General features: G+C 63.4%; 17 protein-coding genes. 8 read left to right on the plus strand and 9 right to left on the minus strand.

Annotation, left to right across the window (positions count from 1 at the left end):
* Positions 1-143: 143 nt before the first annotated feature.
* The 4 genes from waaA to J5286_RS04495 all read left to right on the plus strand — a co-directional run bounded on the left by waaA (position 144) and on the right by J5286_RS04495 (position 4101).
* Positions 144-1463, plus strand: a complete 1320-nt coding sequence (gene waaA / locus J5286_RS04480; protein WP_209189300.1) for a lipid IV(A) 3-deoxy-D-manno-octulosonic acid transferase — start codon at positions 144-146, stop codon at positions 1461-1463.
* Positions 1464-1581: 118 nt separating this feature from the next.
* Positions 1582-2295, plus strand: a complete 714-nt coding sequence (locus tag J5286_RS04485; RefSeq protein ID WP_209189302.1) for an HAD family hydrolase — start codon at positions 1582-1584, stop codon at positions 2293-2295.
* Positions 2296-2401: 106 nt separating this feature from the next.
* Complete coding sequence (lpxK, locus tag J5286_RS04490) at positions 2402-3442, plus strand: tetraacyldisaccharide 4'-kinase (RefSeq protein WP_209189304.1); 1041 nt, start codon at positions 2402-2404, stop codon at positions 3440-3442.
* Between the two features lie 317 nt (positions 3443-3759).
* The gene (locus J5286_RS04495) at positions 3760-4101 is read left to right on the plus strand and encodes a YciI family protein (protein ID WP_209189306.1); all 342 of its coding nucleotides are present in this window, start codon (positions 3760-3762) and stop codon (positions 4099-4101) included.
* A 226-nt stretch (positions 4102-4327) separates the two neighbouring features.
* Here the strand turns inward: J5286_RS04495 and J5286_RS04500 are convergent, their stop codons facing one another.
* From J5286_RS04500 to mutL, 4 genes are all read right to left on the minus strand, one after another.
* The gene (locus J5286_RS04500; protein WP_245205522.1) at positions 4328-5074 is read right to left on the minus strand and encodes a phosphodiester glycosidase family protein; all 747 of its coding nucleotides are present in this window, start codon (positions 5072-5074) and stop codon (positions 4328-4330) included.
* A gap of 91 nt (positions 5075-5165) precedes the next feature.
* Complete coding sequence (locus tag J5286_RS04505) at positions 5166-5378, minus strand: hypothetical protein (RefSeq protein WP_018898597.1); 213 nt, start codon at positions 5376-5378, stop codon at positions 5166-5168.
* Positions 5379-5438: 60 nt separating this feature from the next.
* Positions 5439-5669, minus strand: a complete 231-nt coding sequence (locus J5286_RS04510; RefSeq protein WP_047508114.1) for a DUF2093 domain-containing protein — start codon at positions 5667-5669, stop codon at positions 5439-5441.
* Between the two features lie 84 nt (positions 5670-5753).
* Positions 5754-7634 (minus strand): DNA mismatch repair endonuclease MutL, encoded by a 1881-nt coding sequence (gene mutL / locus J5286_RS04515; protein WP_209189310.1) that lies wholly within the window; start codon positions 7632-7634, stop codon positions 5754-5756.
* A 180-nt stretch (positions 7635-7814) separates the two neighbouring features.
* On the opposite strand from mutL, the gene J5286_RS04520 reads away from it, so the two are divergent.
* Positions 7815-9533, plus strand: a complete 1719-nt coding sequence (locus tag J5286_RS04520; RefSeq protein WP_209189313.1) for a response regulator — start codon at positions 7815-7817, stop codon at positions 9531-9533.
* Positions 9534-9657: 124 nt separating this feature from the next.
* On the plus strand, positions 9658-11016 hold the full coding sequence (locus J5286_RS04525) for a putative bifunctional diguanylate cyclase/phosphodiesterase (RefSeq protein ID WP_018898601.1): 1359 nt from the start codon (positions 9658-9660) through the stop codon (positions 11014-11016).
* 92 nt (positions 11017-11108) lie between these two features.
* Here the strand turns inward: J5286_RS04525 and J5286_RS04530 are convergent, their stop codons facing one another.
* The 5 genes from J5286_RS04530 to J5286_RS04550 all read right to left on the minus strand — a co-directional run bounded on the left by J5286_RS04530 (position 11109) and on the right by J5286_RS04550 (position 15207).
* A complete protein-coding gene (locus tag J5286_RS04530; protein ID WP_209189315.1) occupies positions 11109-11714 on the minus strand; it encodes a PRC-barrel domain-containing protein in 606 nt (201 codons plus the stop codon).
* A gap of 256 nt (positions 11715-11970) precedes the next feature.
* Complete coding sequence (locus tag J5286_RS04535; protein WP_209189319.1) at positions 11971-12858, minus strand: SMP-30/gluconolactonase/LRE family protein; 888 nt, start codon at positions 12856-12858, stop codon at positions 11971-11973.
* Positions 12859-12862: 4 nt separating this feature from the next.
* Positions 12863-13495, minus strand: coding sequence for a 2-dehydro-3-deoxy-6-phosphogalactonate aldolase (locus tag J5286_RS04540; RefSeq protein WP_111561825.1), 633 nt, complete (start codon positions 13493-13495; stop codon positions 12863-12865).
* Between the two features lie 24 nt (positions 13496-13519).
* Positions 13520-14437: a 2-dehydro-3-deoxygalactonokinase gene (locus J5286_RS04545; protein WP_209189321.1), complete on the minus strand. Its 918-nt coding sequence runs from the start codon at positions 14435-14437 to the stop codon at positions 13520-13522.
* Positions 14437-15207 (minus strand): SDR family NAD(P)-dependent oxidoreductase, encoded by a 771-nt coding sequence (locus tag J5286_RS04550; protein ID WP_209189323.1) that lies wholly within the window; start codon positions 15205-15207, stop codon positions 14437-14439. The genes J5286_RS04545 and J5286_RS04550 overlap by 1 nt, the downstream gene beginning before the upstream one ends.
* Positions 15208-15327: 120 nt before the next feature.
* On the opposite strand from J5286_RS04550, the gene J5286_RS04555 reads away from it, so the two are divergent.
* Together J5286_RS04555 and J5286_RS04560 are read left to right on the plus strand one after the other, a co-directional pair.
* Positions 15328-16116 (plus strand): IclR family transcriptional regulator, encoded by a 789-nt coding sequence (locus tag J5286_RS04555; protein WP_209189616.1) that lies wholly within the window; start codon positions 15328-15330, stop codon positions 16114-16116.
* A 240-nt stretch (positions 16117-16356) separates the two neighbouring features.
* Positions 16357-17088, plus strand: coding sequence for a helix-turn-helix transcriptional regulator (locus J5286_RS04560; protein WP_209189325.1), 732 nt, complete (start codon positions 16357-16359; stop codon positions 17086-17088).
* Positions 17089-17408 lie beyond the last annotated feature (320 nt).

Consider the following 17408-nt stretch of genomic DNA (forward strand, 5'->3'; position numbering starts at 1 on the left):
GGCCCTGTTTTACCCAGCCGCCTGCCTTATCCGGGCATAGGGGTGGTTGTTGACGCATTCTGAACAAACTGATCGGTCATTTCGGCCGCAATGATATTTGGGAATGGGTTGATGTCGATCATCGTTGATCGGAGACGTGTTATATGAGCGGCCGCATGGCGCGTTTGGCGCTGGGCGCTTATCAGGCGGTTGGGACGTTGATCACGCCCTTCGTCGGCGGCTACCTGACCTATCGCGCCGCCAAGGGCAAGGAAGACAGGGCTAGGCGGCTTGAGCGCTCCGGTTACGCGAGCGCCGATCGCCCGGCCGGCCCGCTGGTCTGGTTCCACGCCGCAAGCGTCGGCGAAATGAACGCCGTCATTCCCCTTATCCGCGAGATACGTCGCCGCGACGTCCACGTCATCCTGACCACAGGCACCGTCACCTCCGCCAAGCTCGCCGCCGAGCGCGTCGGCAACGAAGTCATCCACCAATATGTGCCGCTCGACCTGAAGCCCGCCGTGAGCCGCTTCCTCAATTACTGGCAGCCCGATTGCGCGCTGATCGCCGAATCCGAGATCTGGCCGGCAACCGTCATGGAGCTCGGCCGCCGTCGCATTCCGCAGATCCTCGTCAACGCCCGCATGTCCGACCGCTCCTTCGCCCGCTGGACGCGCCGCCAGGCGCTGGCCGAGGCGCTGTTCGAGAACCTGGCGCTTGTCATCGCCCAATCCGATGTCGATGCCGAGCGCTTCCGCGATCTGGGCGCTCGCCAGGTGCTGATGTCTGGCAATCTCAAGGTCGATACCGACGCGCCGTCCTATGACCCCGCCACCTTCGCCCGCTACCAGCAGCAGGTCGGCGACCGCAAGACATGGGCGGCAATCTCCACCTTCGATGGCGAGGAGAAGGCCGCCGGCATCGTGCACCGCACGCTGAAGGAGCGCAACGGCCAGCTGACGATCATCGTGCCGCGCCATCCCGAGCGCGCCGATGCGATCGAGGCGGAGCTGGTCAAGCAGGGGCTGAAAGTCGCCCGCCGCACCCGCGACGATGCGCTGACACCCGATATCGACGTTTTCCTCGGCGATACGATCGGCGAGATGGGGCTCTATCTGCGCATGACTGAGGTCGCCTTCGTCGGCCGCTCGCTGTTCGGCGAGGGCGGGCAGAACCCGCTGGAGCCCGCCATGCTCGGCTGCGCGGTGCTGTCGGGCAGTAACGTCCAGAATTTCCGCGAGGCCTATCAGCGCCTCGCCCGCCGTGGCAGCGCCCGCATGGTGCGCGACACCGAGATGCTGGCCAAAGGCGTGCATTATTTGCTGACCAACGACCCGGCGCGCCGCAATATGATCGAGGCCGGAGCCGCCGCCGTGCAAGAAATGCGCGGTGCGCTGACGGCGACGATGAAGGGTCTCGAGCCCTACATCAACCCGCTGACGGTGAAGGCCAGACTGCTGCCGAAGGCGGCGGCGCAACGCTAGAGCATGTCGCGCAAAAGTGAAGCGGTTTTGCGATAACGACATGCGGTAAAACAAACAGCTAAAGCGCAACGAGCGAATCTGAAAGATCGCGAGGCGCTTTAGAGCTAGGGACAAGGCTATGCAGGCGATCAAGGGTATCCTGTTCGACAAGGACGGCACGCTTCTCGACTACGATGAGAGCTGGCTGCCCGTGAACCGCGAGCTGGCACGCATCGCCGCCAGGGACGACGCTGCATTGGCCGACCGCCTGCTGCTTGCCTGCGGCATGGATCCCGTCACCGGCCACATCGTTCCCGACAGCCTGCTCGCCGCCGGCAATACGCGCCAGATTTCGGATGGCCTCGTCGCCGCCGGCTCGACGGTCCCGGTCGACGAGCTGACGGTAAGGCTCGACGAACTCTTTGCGCATGCCGCCGATTTCTCCGTGCCGGTCACCGATCTCGCCGCTTTCTTCGCGCGCCTGCATGCGCGCGGCTTCAAGCTCGGCGTCGCCTCCAGCGACAATGAGCGCTCGATCCGCCAGACGGCCAAGCGCTTCGGCTTTGCCGATTACATCGATTACGTCGCCGGCTACGACAGCGGCCACGGCACCAAACCGGAGCCAGGCATGGTGCTCGGCTTCTGCGCGGCAACCCGTCTCGACCCCTCGGAAGTCGCTGTCGTCGGCGACAACAACCACGATCTGCACATGGGCCGCAACGCCAAGGTGGGGCTGACGGTCGCTGTTTTGACCGGCACCGGATCGCGGGAATCGCTCGCCGCCGCCAGCGATCATTGCCTCAACGATATCACCGAACTCGAAGGGCTGCTGCCCGACCTGCAGTTCGCCTGATCGACCAAAGGCTTGCTTTTTCTTGAAAATTGCCTTCTCTTTTCGCCCGGTTAGGGGTGACGTCCGCGTTGAGCGGGCCGGTGGCGCGAAAGGCAGGACGGCAAAGATGGTATCCGAAGCGCCACCGTTCTGGTGGACGAAAGCCGATTGGCGCGCCTGGACGCTTTATCCGATCTCCTTTCTTTACGGCCGTATCTCCGGCTACCGCATGGTCAACGCCAAGCGCGCTTCCGTGCCTGTGCCCGTCATCTGCGTCGGCAATTTCACCGTCGGCGGCGCCGGCAAGACACCGACCGCGATCGCGATTGCCCGTGCCGCCAAGGCCAAGGGTCTGACCCCCGGCTTCCTCAGCCGAGGCTATGGCGGCTCGCTCGATGTGACGACCGTGGTCGATGCCGGCCACCACCGCGCCGTGGCCGTCGGCGATGAACCGCTGCTTCTCGCCCGCGAGGCGCTCACCGTCATTTCCCGCCGCCGGGTAGAGGGCGCCAGGCGCCTCGTCAAGGAAGGCGCCGACCTGATCATCATGGATGACGGCTTCCAGAGCGCGCGCCTCGCCATCGACTACGCGCTGCTCGTCATCGATGCCACGCGCGGCCTCGGCAACGGTCACATCGTTCCGGGTGGCCCGGTGCGCGCGCCGATCAAGTTGCAGCTGCGCTACGCAACAGCACTTTTGAAGGTCGGCGCGGGTGCCGCCGCCGACCAGATCGTGCGCATCGCGGCCCGCGCCGCCAAGCCCTATTTCACCGCCACCGTCACCGTCTCCGACGGCGCCGACCTGAAGGGCCGCCGGGTGCTCGCCTTCGCCGGCATCGCCGATCCCTCGAAGTTCTTTCGCACGGTGGACGGCATCGGCGCCGAAACCGTCGCCCGCCGCTCCTTCGGCGATCACGAGCACCTGACCGACGACGAGATCGACGACATCCTCGAAACCGCAGCCCGCGACGACCTCCAGATCGTCACCACCTCCAAGGACTTCGTGCGCCTCACGGGTCATCACGGCAAGGCCGAGACACTGGCCTCCAAGTGCCGGGTCATCGAGGTGGAAATGACCTTCGAGGACCATCTGGCGCCAAGCCTGATCATCGACCGCGCGCTCGATGCCTGCAGGGAACGACGGCTGAAGGAGAAGGCGGCGGGGTAGGGGACGTCCGTCTGAGCGACCGTTGTGTCGCGGGGCACCCCCCTCTGTCCTGCCGGACATCTCCCCCACAAGGGGGGAGATCGACCCGCGGTTGAGGTCTACGCCAAACAATGAAGGTCGAGCGAGCGGGCACGCCCAGCCAATCTCCCCACTTGTGGGGGAGATGCCCGGCAGGGCAGAGGGGGGTAATCCTCGCTCCACGCCTGCCCGGGGCACCGTTGCGCCACGCCAGCCTCATCAGCCCCCACACCACAAAACATGTCGGATGCCGCCATCCCCAATCGTCTCTACAATAGGTTCAACATGGAGGAGACGTCATGCCCCGCTATCTGGTAGCCATTCACCACCCTGACGACTACGACCCCGCCGTCTCGGAAGACGAGGCGATGCATCGGGCGATCGATGCGCTGAACGACGAAATGGTCGCGGCCGACATCCGGCTCTTCGTCGGCGGCCTGCATCGGGCGCACACCGCCAAGTCGTTGCGCGCCGATGCCGATGGAAATGTGTCGGTGAACGACGGTCCCTATCTGAAGACCCGCGAGCATGTCGGCGGTTTCTGGGTGCTGGAGGCGGATGGCATGGACGAGGCGCTGGCCTGGGGCCGCAAGGCTGCCATCGCTTGTCGCGCTCCTGTCGAGGTGCGGGCGTTTCATTAGGGCGCTGTCATGCCGTGGAGACGAGGCGGTGTTGTGCCGTGTGGCGCCCCCCTCTGTCCTGCCGGACATCTCCCCCACAGGTGGGGAGATTGGCTGGGCTTGCCCGCTCGCTCAACCTTCATTGTTTGGCGTAGACCTCACCGCTGGCCGATCTCCCCACCTGTGGGGGAGATGCCCGGCAGGGCAGAGGGGGGTAATCCTGGCTCCAGCCTCGCGGCAAGCCGGCCTACTCCACCACCCCAAACACCGGCCCATACCCGCCATGCCAGGAAAAATCACTGCGCCCCAATTCCGCGCTATAGAACCCCGCACCACCCCCGCCATCGAGAAACAGCGCATCGGCGCACTGCAGGTGATCGCGAAACAGCCGCGCGAAATCGTGGAAATTGACCGGATCGTCGCTGACCGCAAAGCGCACCATCCCATCCGCGCAGACACCCACCCCGCTGCGCCGCGTCCGGTCGGTGGAGCCGACGATGAAGATCGGGTTGATCTTGTTTGCAATCACCAGCATCGGCCCCGACTGCGTGGCAAGCCTGACATCGGGACGCTGCTTCTCAAACGTCGAGGTCGGCAGGATGCCCGCGCCCTTGTCACCGATAAAGAATATGCCGTTGGGGTTCTTGTAGAAGTTCGGCACCGGCCCGCTCGCTTTGGGTGCCTTGACGCTCGCCACCGGCCGCAACTCCTGGCCATCTTCGACATAAAGCCCGATCGGCGAGAAATCCTCGTGGTACATCCCGGCATTGAGCGCGAAGACGAGCGTCTTGCCCTTGGCGGTCATGGCATCGGCGATGCCGGGGAAGGAACGGTAGGGCGCCCCTTCGTCGCCCTTCCAGAAGAGACGCAGATCCGCCTTGGCGGGATCGACGGTGCAGATCACGTAGTTGGTGTTCTCGACCGTTTCCGGCGCGCAGGGGCCGGCAAGCGCGAAGCCCGCGGAACCGAATGCAGCACCCAGCAGAATGGCCATCCCGGTGAGGGCGGCGGAGAGCAGGGCGGATGAACGGATAGGCACCAGTTCTCGTCCTTTGCGGTGTGAGAAAGGTCGCGGTGGCCCCGGTTTAGCTCTTGCGCGCTTCCAGGCGCCGGCGGTCGCGCTCGACGGTCTGGAAGCCCATTGGCGTCAGGCGGAATTGCCGCTTCTGGAATTCGCCGCGGATCTCGACGAAGCCCTGCGCTTCGGCTTCGTACAAGGTCTTCAGTCCCATCTCCTTGGGAGGAGTCTGCCAATCCCGGCCGACGGCGCTGTGCAGCAATGCGAGGATCTTGATCATTGTTTTCTCCATGGCCGAGGCACGGCTTCGACCGTCTCGCCAAAGCGGTCAGGCTTGCGGCTAGCGCTTCTGGTTCGGCAGCACGCCGGCGCGCTTGTCGGCCTCGAAGGAGGAGACGGCGTCGGCATAGGGCTCCTGACGGGCGACGCTCCAGTAGCGCAGTTCGTCGAGCGGGATCTGCTTGCCCGTCATGGCGCAGACGACGTACGAACCCGGCGACAGGATCTGAAAATCCGCATCGAGATAGCGTATCTTCGCTTCGCGGTTTCCGTTTCCTTCAAACAAGTTCATGCGCTCCAATCCTTAAAGCCAATCCTCAAAACGAGGCCGTCATCGGATTGCCATAACCCGCCACAGCCGCCATTGCCAGCGTTTTCAGCTCCGGCCGAACAGCCGCTCGATGTCGGAAAGCTTGAGCTCGATATAGGTCGGCCGGCCGTGGTTGCACTGCCCGGAGCCCGGCGTCACCTCCATCTGCCTGAGCAGCGCGTTCATCTCTTCCGGCCGCAGCCGCCGCCCGGAGCGCACCGATCCGTGGCAGGCCATGGTCGCCGCCACATATTCGAGCTTGGCCGAAAGCCCCGAGGCCGTATCCCATTCGGCGATCTCGTCGGCCAGCTGCCTGATCAACCCGGATGCATCGACCTCGCCCAGCATTGCCGGCGTCTCGCGCACCGCGATCGCCCCCGGCCCGAAGCGCTCGATGCCGAGGCCGAGCTCGCCGAATTCCGATGAAAACTGCATCAGCCGGTCGCAATCCTCTTCCGGCAGGTCGATGATTTCGGGGATCAGCAGCACCTGCGATGCCAGCCGCTTGGAGTGCAGCGCCTTGCGCATCGCCTCGAACACCAGCCGCTCATGCGCCGCATGCTGATCGACGATCACGAGCCCGGTTTCGGTCTGCGCCACGATATAGTTCTCGTGCAGCTGCGCGCGCGCCGCGCCAAGCGGGAACCGCGACGGTGCCTCCGCCTCGGAGGCGGGCGGTGGCGCCGTCCAGGACGAAGTCTGCGCGGTCTCGGCCCGTGCCGTCGGCATGGTTAGTCCATCGAAGGAGGCCTGCGGCCGCTCGCCGAAGCCGTTACCAACAGGGCGTTGATAGGATGAGGAATAGGCCGACGAACCGGTAGCGGCGGCGGAGAAAGGCCGTGACGGTGAAGTCTCGGCGCTCCATGGTTGTTGGGGTTGTTGCTGCGGCCGGTAGCCGTTCGGCTGGAAGCCGGGGCGGAAGGCGCGCAGCATGCCGTCGGCGCCTGTGGTCGCCGCCCGGCTGCCGTCGCGCGCCAGCGCCTCGCGAATCGCGCCGACGATCAGCCCGCGCACCAGCTGCGGATCGCGGAAGCGCACGTCGGACTTGGCCGGATGCACGTTGACGTCGACGAGCGCCGGATCGAGCCCGATCGATAGCACCGCCACCGCGTAGCGTCCCGATGGGATCGTCTCGGCATAGGCGCCGCGGATTGCCGAGAGCACCAGCTTGTCCTGCACCGGACGGCCGTTGACGAAGGCATATTGATGCGCCGCGTTGCCGCGATTGAAGGTCGGCACGCCGGCAAAGCCCGTGAGCGTCACATCTTCGCGCTCGGCATTGATCTCGATCGCGTTGTCGCGGAAATCCTTGCCGAGGATCTGCGCCATGCGCGCCAGATGGTCCTCGCCGGTCGCCGGAAATTCCAGTGTCGTGCGGTCGGTGCCGGATAGCACGAAGCGCACCTGCGGGAAGGCGATCGCCATGCGCTTGACGATCTCGGTGATCGCGGCCGCCTCGGCCTTTTCCGTCTTCAGAAACTTCAGCCGCGCCGGCGTCGCGAAAAACAGGTCGCGCACCTCGACGATGGTGCCCGGATTGAGCGCCGAGGGCCTGAGATGCTGCCGCTTGCCGCCCGCCACCGCAATCTCCGCCCCGCCATCGCTGTCGCGGCGGCGGCTCGAAATCGTCAGCCGCGCCACCGAGCCAATCGAGGGCAGTGCCTCGCCGCGAAAGCCGAGTGTGCTGATATCGTCGAGCGTATCGGTGATCTTCGAGGTGCAGTGCCGGCGCACCGCAAGCTCCAGATCGCGCTCGTCCATGCCCGAGCCGTTGTCGGTGACGCGCAGCAGGCTCTTGCCACCGCCGGAGGTGGCGATCTCGATGCGCGTCGCACCTGCGTCGAGCGCGTTCTCGATCAATTCCTTGGCCGCACTCGCGGGCCGTTCGATGACCTCGCCGGCGGCGATTTGGTTGATGAGCGTTTCGGAAAGCTGCTTGATCGACATGCCGCCATTTTCGCGGATTCGACGGGGATAGGGAAGGGTGAAAACGTCGATCTCGGGGCTTGTCCAAACCCTGGGATTCCGCTGCTTAATGTTAAGCACGCCTTAAGACAAAACTGGCATTTTGCCGATAGTACCCCGCCGAGAATACAATCCATTCGGACAGATGTAGGACGCGTAAGTATGAGTGCCGGTCGCGATCAAGCGGACACAGCCCCGCAGGAGGGCGCGGTTGAAACCGCGGCTGGCCTCCAGGCGGCGTTGTTCGACGCGGTCTGCGAAAGCCTGTCTTCCGCCTTCATCGTCTATGACAAGACCGATCACATCGTCTTTGCCAGCCGGCAGGTGCTCGATTTCTTTCCGATCTGTGCCGATCTCCTGCAGCCCGGAACGCGGCTTCGCGATTTTCTCGGCGCTGTCTACGAGACCGGCATCCGCAGCCGCTCGGCTGGCAAGCAGGGCGCGCTCAGCCGCGAGGATTGGCTGTCGCAGAAGATCGCGACGCACTGGCGCGAGCGCTACGAAGCGGTCGAGCGCTACGGCAACGATTGCTGGGTCGGCTTCCAGAAGCGCCGGCTCCCCAATGGCTTTGGCGTCTGCGTCATCTCCGATATCTCTGAAGTGAAGAAGCGCGAGGAGCAGTGGCGGCTCGATCTCGAGCGCGTGCAGCTCACCGAGGATATTCTCGACAATCTGCCATTCCCGCTCTTCGTCAAGGACCGCAACCTCGTCTACGTCGCCGTCAACGTCGCCTTTTGCGAGAAGTACCAGACGACGGCCGACGAAGTGCTGGGCCGCAGGAGCATCGAGCTTTTCTCGCCCGAAGTCGCAGCGCGCTTCGAGGAAAGCGATCGCCACGTTCTTGAAACCGGCGAGATGTCGGTCGTGCGCCAACGCCAGATCGCCCGCGATGGGTCGGAACGCGAGATCATTTCGCGCAAGCACCGCATCGGCAAGCCGGGACGCTATTTCCTCGTCTCGACCATGCAGGACCTGCCGCGCGAGGGGAGTGATCTCGAGGAATTCGAAAAGGCTTCGAGCGTCACGACATCGGCCAAGAGCACCTATCGCCGCGCCTATGTTCCGATGAACGACGACAGCGAGCGCCGCGAGCCGGCAGCCATGGAAGCCATCGTGCCCGAGAATTTCTCCGGCCGCCGCATCCTTGTCGTCACCGGCGATATCGCCGCCGAGACCGCGGCGCTGAGAACGCTTGCCAAATATGGCTTCGAGGCCTGCTCGGTTCGTAATGAGGACGAGCAGGAGCAGTTTCTGGAGATCGCCTCGTCGGCCGGCCTGTCGCTCGATCTCGTCATCATCGACAACCAGATGGGCATGCGCTGCCTTGAGCTTGCCGAGCAGTACGGTATCTCGTCGCTGGTGATGGATGGCTTCCAGATCTCCACCGAGCTCACCTTCCAGATCGCTCGCCATTTCAACCGCAACAATCGCGGCGCCATGGCCGACCGGATCGATAGCGACTGGGAGATCACCACGTCGGACGATCAGCTCGAGCTCGATGTGCTGGTGGCCGAGGACAACGATATCAACCAGATCGTCTTCTCGCAGATCCTTGAAGGTCTCGGCTACCGCTACCGCATCGCCGCCACCGGCGACGAAGCCGTACGCATGTGGACCGAGCACCGGCCGAAGATCGTGCTGATGGATATCTCGCTGCCGGGCTTCAACGGTTTCGAGGCCGCCCGCCTGATCCGCCAGGTGGAAGGCGATGGACCCCGCACCCCCATTATCGGTGTGCTCACCCAGGCCTTCGAGCGTGACCGCGCCGAATGCGCTAATGCCGGCATGGACGACGTGATCATGAAGCCGGTCAGCCCGGATATTCTGGAAACGGTTTTCCAGAAATTCATGCAGCCCGAGGCACAGCGGGCCTCAATTTAGGCTCTGATTGCGGTCAACTCCCCAATTCTTGGGAGGCAATTCACGATGATCCAGGGTTGTCGAATATCGAATTTTTAAGACTTGCCCGCCATTCTGCCGGGTATTGGGGAAGCTCTGGATCAGAATGATGATGTTGGCGGATATGCCATTGGCGCCGGTGAGCCAGAACGAGCTTCAGACGATGGCCTATACTGACCCGCTGACCGGGCTCGGAAATCGCTATCGCATGCGCGACCGTATTGCCCAGATCTCGGCCGAACGCGCCGACGATCCGGCACCGTTTACGATAGGCATCGCCAATCTCGATAGTTTCAAGCCGATCAACGATCTCTTCGGCTCGGCCGCCGGCGACGAAATTCTCTGCCAGGTCGCCCACCGCCTGAAAGCCTGCATTCCCGATGGTGCCGTCGTCACGCGCCACGACGGCGACGAATTCGCCTTCGTCCTGCCGCTAGTCTTCGAGCGCGCCAGCGCCGAGAAATTCGGCCAGATGATCCGCGAGGTCCTCTCGGCGCCCTATGATCTCGGCGACCGCAACGTCCGCCTCTCGGCCTCCTTCGGCTTCGCCATCTATCCCTTCGCGGGCGAGGAGTTCGAGGAACTGCTGAAGAGCGCCGAGACCGCGCTCTATCGCTCCAAGCGCCGCGGCCGCAGCCAGATCACCGTCTATTCGCGCGAGATCGCGCAGGAAATGAAGCGCGCCACGCAGCTTGAGCAGGCGCTGAGAAACGCCATCATCTCCGATGCCATCGACGTGCATTTCCAGCCGATCGTCTCGCTCGCCACCAGCCAGGTCCTCGGCTTTGAGGCGCTGGCCCGCTGGAACGATCCGGATCTCGGCTTCGTCTCGCCCGGCGTCTTCGTGCCGCTCGCCGAAGAACGCGGCTTCATCGATGCGCTCTCGGAAGCACTGCTGCGCAAGGCGGCCGAAGCGGCACTTTCCTGGCCGCGCGAGATGTTCCTGTCCTTCAACCTCTCATCCGCGCAGCTGATGGACCCCGGCACCAGCGCCAACGTGCTCTCCATCCTCGGCCGCGTCGGCTTCGATCCGCACCGCCTCGAGCTCGAGATCACCGAGACCGCCGTTATGGGCTCGGCCGATACCGCAAACCGCATCATCGCCGACCTCAGACAAGCCGGCGTGCGCATCTCGCTGGATGACTTCGGCACCGGCCAGTCCAGCCTCGGCCGCCTGCGCGATTTCATGTTCGACAAGATCAAGATCGACCGCGCCTTCGTCTCGCGTATCAATTCAGACCGCGCCTCCGAGCACATCATCAAGGCGATCCTGACCATGTGCGAAGGCCTCGATCTCGAAGTCGTCGCCGAAGGCATAGAGGATTATTCGGAAGCCGCGAAACTGCGCATGCTCGGCTGCGGCATGGGGCAGGGCTACTATTTCGGCAAACCCGCCGACGCCATCGCGACGCTCAGGTTCCTGCACGAGAACGAATACGACACCGGCGAACGGGCTATGGCGTAAGCGCCGCAAATCGAGAAATAGAAGCACAAAAGCCGATGGCGCCCTCTCGGACGCCACCGGTTACGCATGCACTGCGACTAACGATGCAGTGTTTACTTGTTGGTCGTTGAGCCGGTTGCGGTGTTGTCCATCGCACCCGGAGCCGGGGCCTTTTCAGCCGACTGCATCTGCAGCGTCTTGAATTCCGGCGCTGCCTTCAGCGTTTCGGCCGTTTCCGAGGTCGTCAGCTTGACGCTGCCATCCGTCGTGTTCTGGGCCACGGTGATTTTTTCCATCGGCACGGCGACGTTCTTTTCGCCGATGCCAAGGAAGCCGCCGACACCGATCACGGCTGCGACAAGGCCGCCATCCTTTTTCATGATCAGGTCGTTGACGTTACCGATGCTTTCGTTCGTGCCGTTATAGACGGCCTGACCGATATAGGTGTTGGCGCTGACCTGGTCGGCGGACTGCTCCGTCAGATAGGTGCCGCCGCCCGCCTGTGCGGTATCGGTGGTGGCGGCCGGTGCGGGCGCCTGGGCGGCATCACCTGCCGGCTTCATGGCATCCGGCTTCGGCGCTGCCGGGTCGGCCGGTGCCGACATGGACGGTGCGCTCGGCGAGGCCGGCTGGGTCGCGCTCTGCGAGAAAGCGACCGGTGCGAAGGCCGTGGCAAACAGGGCGCCAGCGGCAACGGTGGTGAGAAGTTTGCGTGTCATATCGTACCTACTTTCAGTGTCCTTGGGTGATCTCTGGCCGCGCTTTTCTCTTCTAGCGAGAGCTGTGTCAGCTCGGCCGGTTCGTGAAGTAAATGAATGGGTTGGCTAATGGTTCCCAGAAAAATACACGCAGAAACTGACGGAATTTTCGGAACTTTTCCGGCGCTGGGACAGCGTGGACGAAAGATTGTCGCGCGCTCGCAACGCAAAAAGGCGCCCCGAGGGACGCCCTTGAAAACACATCCTGGAAGATGCTTCAGAGAATATAGGCCGCGTCGAAAACGCCGCGGACACTGACGCCGAGCTCAAGCAGGGCGCCGGCATCCGGCTGGTTGGCGCGGGCCGCGTCGTCGAGGCCTTCCCAGGCGGTGGTGACCGCCAGCCGGTCGGCATCCGGGCCGATGAAGGCGGGGCAGGAGGGCTGTGCCGCGGGCACCTTGTAGCGGGCGATGCGCAGGCCGTCGGGGCTGTAGCGATCCACAGTGCCGGCACCCCAGCGCGCGTTCCAGATATAGCCGTCAGCATCGACCACCGAGCCGTCGATCCCGCCCTCTTCTTCCATGCTGTCGACAAGCACGATCGGCTCGCCGGTCGGCAGGCCGGTCTCGCGGTCGACCATCACCCGCATCAGCCGGCTGAGATGCGTATCGGTGAAATAGCCGACAGAGCCATCGGGCGAAAAGCAGATCGAGTTTGGAATGGTGATGCCGCCGAAGAGCTTCGTCACCTTGCCGCGCGCCACATGATAGATCGCACCGGCCTGGGTTTCGGCACGCTTGCTCATCGTGCTGATCCACAGGCTGCCCGAGGGATGCATGCGTCCGTCATTGGAGCGGTTTTCCGGCCGGTCGTTTTCGAGCGCCGCGTAAAATGTCAGGCCGCCGCTTTCGATATCGCGCACGAACAGGCCCTGCTCAGTCGCGAGCAGCTGCCGCTTGGCGTCGATCCGCGCCAGCACGCTCGCCATGACAGGCAGCGTGTGCACCTTCTTCTCTTCGGTCGAGAGGTTTAGCTCGTGCAATTCCTTGCCGAGAATGTTGAACCACCAGATGGTATTGGTATCGGGATCGTAGGTCGGTCCTTCGCCCAGCGCCGAATTGGTGCTGGAAAGGGTCCGCCCCGCGAACTCATGAATGTCGGTCATACGCTCAAGCTCCCACTGCTGCGTCGTATGCGTAAATGGTTGCCTTGGCGCGCTCGGCAACCTCAGCGACAGTCATTCCCGGCTTGTAGATGCTCGTTCCGAGACCGAAGGCCAGGATTCCGGCCTTGGTGTACTCGGCGAAATTCTTGTCGGAGACGCCGCCGACGGCCGCGATCGTCAGTTCCGGCGGCAGGATGGCGCGGATCGCCGTGATGCCGGATGGGCCAAGCACGCTGGCCGGGAAAAACTTCAGCCCGGTGGCGCCGGCGCGCGCCGCGGCAAGCGCTTCGGTGGGCGTGAAGACGCCGGGCATCGTCACCATGCCGTAGTTTCGGGCGCGGATGATCACGTCTGGCTCGACATTCGGCGTCACCAGAAGCTTGCCGCCGGCATTGTGGAGATTATCCACCGCCTCGGTCGTCAAAACGGTGCCGGCGCCGATCAGCACGTCGGCGGGCGCCATCTTGGCGGCGATCTCGATCGACTTGAACGGCTCTGGCGAATTCAGCGGGATCTCGATCGCGGTCAGGCCGTTTTCGATCAGTGCGCCGACGACGCCTTCGGTCTCCTCGGGCTTGATCCCACGTAGGATGGCGATCAGCGGGCGCTTCATGGCGGGGAAGGGGATGCGGTTCATCGCTCTGTTCTTTCTTGATTGGGCTTAGTTGGGCCAGATGGCGTTTGCGGCGGCCGAAAGGCCGGCAAGCACCGCCGTATCGGCATCGATGGTCGTGACGTTGAGCGAGAGCGCCTTGAAGGCGGTCTCGTAAAGCTTCTGCAGGCGGCCGGAGGCGACGAGCGCGATCGGCGTGTCGTTCGCGGCATCCGCCAGCGCGCCCGATATCTCCAGGCCGATCAGCGTGCCCGAAATCCGTGCCTGCGCCGCCGAAGCGGTCATGCCGTGCAGCAGCTGGCCGGAGCGCGCCGTGAACAACAGGTTGGTCGCCATCTGCGGCTGGCGGAAGGCGGTCGAGACCGATGCCTTGAAGGCGGAGTTGTCGGCCGGCGATTGCTCGGCGCCGGCAACCGCATGCGACAGGATCGTGTGCTTGGTGATCGCGTCGAAGAGTTCGCCGGTCATGAAGGTGGAGAAGCCGATGACCTCGCCTTCCTGCACATGCACCCATTTGGAATGCGTTCCGGGCATGCAGACGGCCTGCGCGCCCGTACTGTCAGGGCCAAGCGCGCCGAGAAGCTGGGTTTCTTCGCCGCGGATTACATCGGGCGATGCCCGGTCGCGCTGGGCAAGGCCCGGCAGGATGCGGATGTCGCGGCTCTGGCCGGGTACCGGCACGGCGCCGGTCAAGATCGCCGAAAGCGACGTGGGCACGTCGACATAACCGGCCTCGACCCAGCCCTGCTTGGCGCCGGCCATGCCGCAGACGATGGCGGGGATATCGTCGGGCGCCTCGACCTTGGCGAGATGCTTGGCCAGCACCTCGGCGAAACCGATCTTGGCCGCTGTCGTCATGCCCTCGTCGCTGCGGCTTTCATTCAGCACGCTGCCATCGCTGCCGATCAGCCACAGCCGGAAGCTGCTCGTGCCCCAGTCGACCGCGATATATCGGGGTGTTGCCATCAGAAAATGCCTCCATCGACAATAAGGGACTGCGCCGTCACCGCGGAGGCGCCGTCGGATGCTAGAAACAGGCAGGGTCCGACAATGGCGTCGGCCTGCAAAACGCGTTTGATGCACTGCCGCTCGATCATGCCGGCGATGCCTTCTTCGGTCAGCCACAGCTTCATCTGCCGCTCGGTGACGATCATGCCCGGCAGGATGCAGTTGACACGGATGTTGTCGGGGCCGAGCTTGCCGGCCAGGCTCTTCGTCAGCCCGATGATCGCCGCCTTCGCCGTCGTGTAGGCCGGGAAGTCGGGCATGTTGAGCATGAAGGCGATCGACGACATGTTGATGATCGCCCCGCCGCCGGCCTCGCGCATCGATGGCGCCACAGCCTGCGCCGCGAAGAACACGTGCCGCAGGTTGGTCGCCTGATTGTTGTCCCAGTATTCGGGCGTCACCTCATCGAAATCATGCCGGTCGTCGCGCGCGGCATTGTTGACGAGCACGCCGATCGGGCCGGAATGGGCAACGATCGCCTCGATGGTCGCACGGATCGCCGCGACATCGCGCAGGTCGGCATGGTGGAAGCGCACCGGGTGCAGGCTGTCGCGCGACAGGCGGTCGACCAGAGCGTGGCTTTCTTCCTCGGCGATGTCGATGAACGAGACCTTGGCGCCCTGGCGCGCGAACCCCTCGACGATGGCAGCACCTATGCCGGAGCCGCCGCCCGTCACCACCACGCTTCGATCCCTGAATTCGGGATATTGCGCTTCAAGCTCCGCCATCACTACCCTCCCGATGGTTCCATTATTCAGAACTCAATTTGACTATATGGAATTATCGGATTAGCCTTGGGTCTCTGTCAAGGCATGAGGGCCAGCATGGGCGCGACTGATGGCGACATCATGGATAAAAATGAGTCTGCGGACAAACGCGAAACAGGCACGCTCGGCAAGCTGATGGTGCTGCTCGATATCGTCACGCACGCCGACAGCCCAATGCGTTTCACCGACATTCTTGCGGTCGCCGGCCAGCCCCGCGGCACGCTGCATCGTCAGCTTGGCCATCTCACCGAGGAAGGCCTGCTGGAAGTGCTGGCGGACGGGCGCTACGCACCCGGCCTCCGCCTCCTCGATCTCGCCTCGCGCAGCTGGGCGCGCAACGAATTCCGTCTGATCGCCGAGCCGCATCTCAACGCCCTGCAGCAGCTGACCGGCGAGACCGTGCATCTCGGGGTCCTGCGCGGCGCCTCCGTCATCTATCTCGACAAGGTCGAGGGCAGCCAGCCGGTCAGGATGTATTCGCAGATCGGCAATGCCTCGCCCATCTATTGCACCGGCGTCGGCAAGGCGGCGCTCTCGGCGCTGCCGGATGATCGGCTGGACGCGATCATATCAAGCGTCTCGTTCCAGCGCTTCACGGATAATACGCTGACGCCGGAGACGCTCCGCGGCGAGATCGCCGACATCCGTCGCTCTGGCAATGCCTTCGACCGCGAGGAACACGAGGTCGGCATCCGCTGCGTGGCCGCCCCCGTCTATTCCGAGGACCTGTCTTTCGTCGGCGGCGTTTCCGTCACCGGACCGGCTTATCGGCTGACATTTGAGCGCTTGGAGGAGTGGGCGTTGCCCGTCCGCCGAACCGCCGAGAGCATCATGAGCGGCATGCGGATCGGGCTTGGCCCCCGCCGCTGATACACGGCAAATTTGACAATCGTCAAATCCAGAGGCGTTTCGTCACCTTTCGTACAGAAATATGCTCATTTTCAGTGCTTGGGCATATTGTGATTTTGTGAAGAATCGTCACAATTGGCAGTTGTCAATCCCCAGTCTTGGGGTGTAGTGCCGTAGGCTATATTGACGGCGATGCCGCCGTCGGCATGCGATTTGAGCAGGCCACTTACGACGTTCCTGATTTTTTGAGCTGATGACACCATGAACCCTTTGCCGCACCAGACTTCCGTGAACGTATACGTAAATGAGGTATCGGGATTAAACACCCAGTTCGATATCTTTCGTTTCATGAAAAGGCTGACGGAAGCCTACCGGGTTCGCGCCTTCATGGTGCTCAATCTGCCTTCGGCCACGGCGCGCGACCTGCAGAGCAACACCGTCATCACCAACTGGCCGGCCGAACTGCTCTCGGCCTATGATCATGAGGCGCTGCTGACCAACAGTCCTGTCATGGGCAAGCTGCGCTCGTCGACCGTGCCTTTCTTCAACGACCTGTCGAAGGCGAAGCTGGATCGATCGGACGGCAAGTCGGGCATCGTCACGGCTCTATTCGAGCGCTTCCGGATGATGCGCTGCGCGTATTTCCCGACGCACGATCCCTCGGGCGCCCGCGGCGCAGTCTCCTTCTCCGGCGATCGCGAGCCCTTCGCGCCGGAGGAGATGCTGGAGCTTCATTATATCTCGACGCATGTCTTCGACAGGCTGGCCGAGATTCGCGCGCTCGACAACAGGGTGGTCGATGCCCTGACAGACCGCGAGATCGATTGCCTCAACTGGACCGCCGCCGGCAAGACCAGCGTCGAGATCGCCGATATTCTTGGCCTGTCCGAACACACGGTCAATCACTACCTCAACCGTGCCACGAAGAAGCTCGACACCGTCAATCGCACCCAGGCGGTTGCCAAGGCATTGCGCATCGGCTTGATCAAGTAGCTGCCCAAATAGTGTGCGCTATTGTCGCACCAGCCCAAAAAATGCGCCGGGGCATCGGCGAATGCTGGCTCTTTCGCTGAGGTTTCCGCCGAATTCGCCCTATTTCGAGTTGGCACGCTTCCTGCTTCCTAATTGTCAGCGGTCCAGAGGGGACTTGGCAACGACGCCATAGTAAAGGCGCGACCTTCACCCGCCGCTCGATCCCGGCAGCCCTGTGCGCTGGACATCGAGCGGCGGGTTGTTGTTTTTGGGATACGCCTCCCGGCCTATAAGCGCGAGCTGATGCATTTTTCCCTTAATTCTGACTGGTCTTTCAGATC

Source organism: Rhizobium sp. 16-488-2b (assembly GCF_017741815.1).
Lineage (GTDB): Bacteria > Pseudomonadota > Alphaproteobacteria > Rhizobiales > Rhizobiaceae > Rhizobium.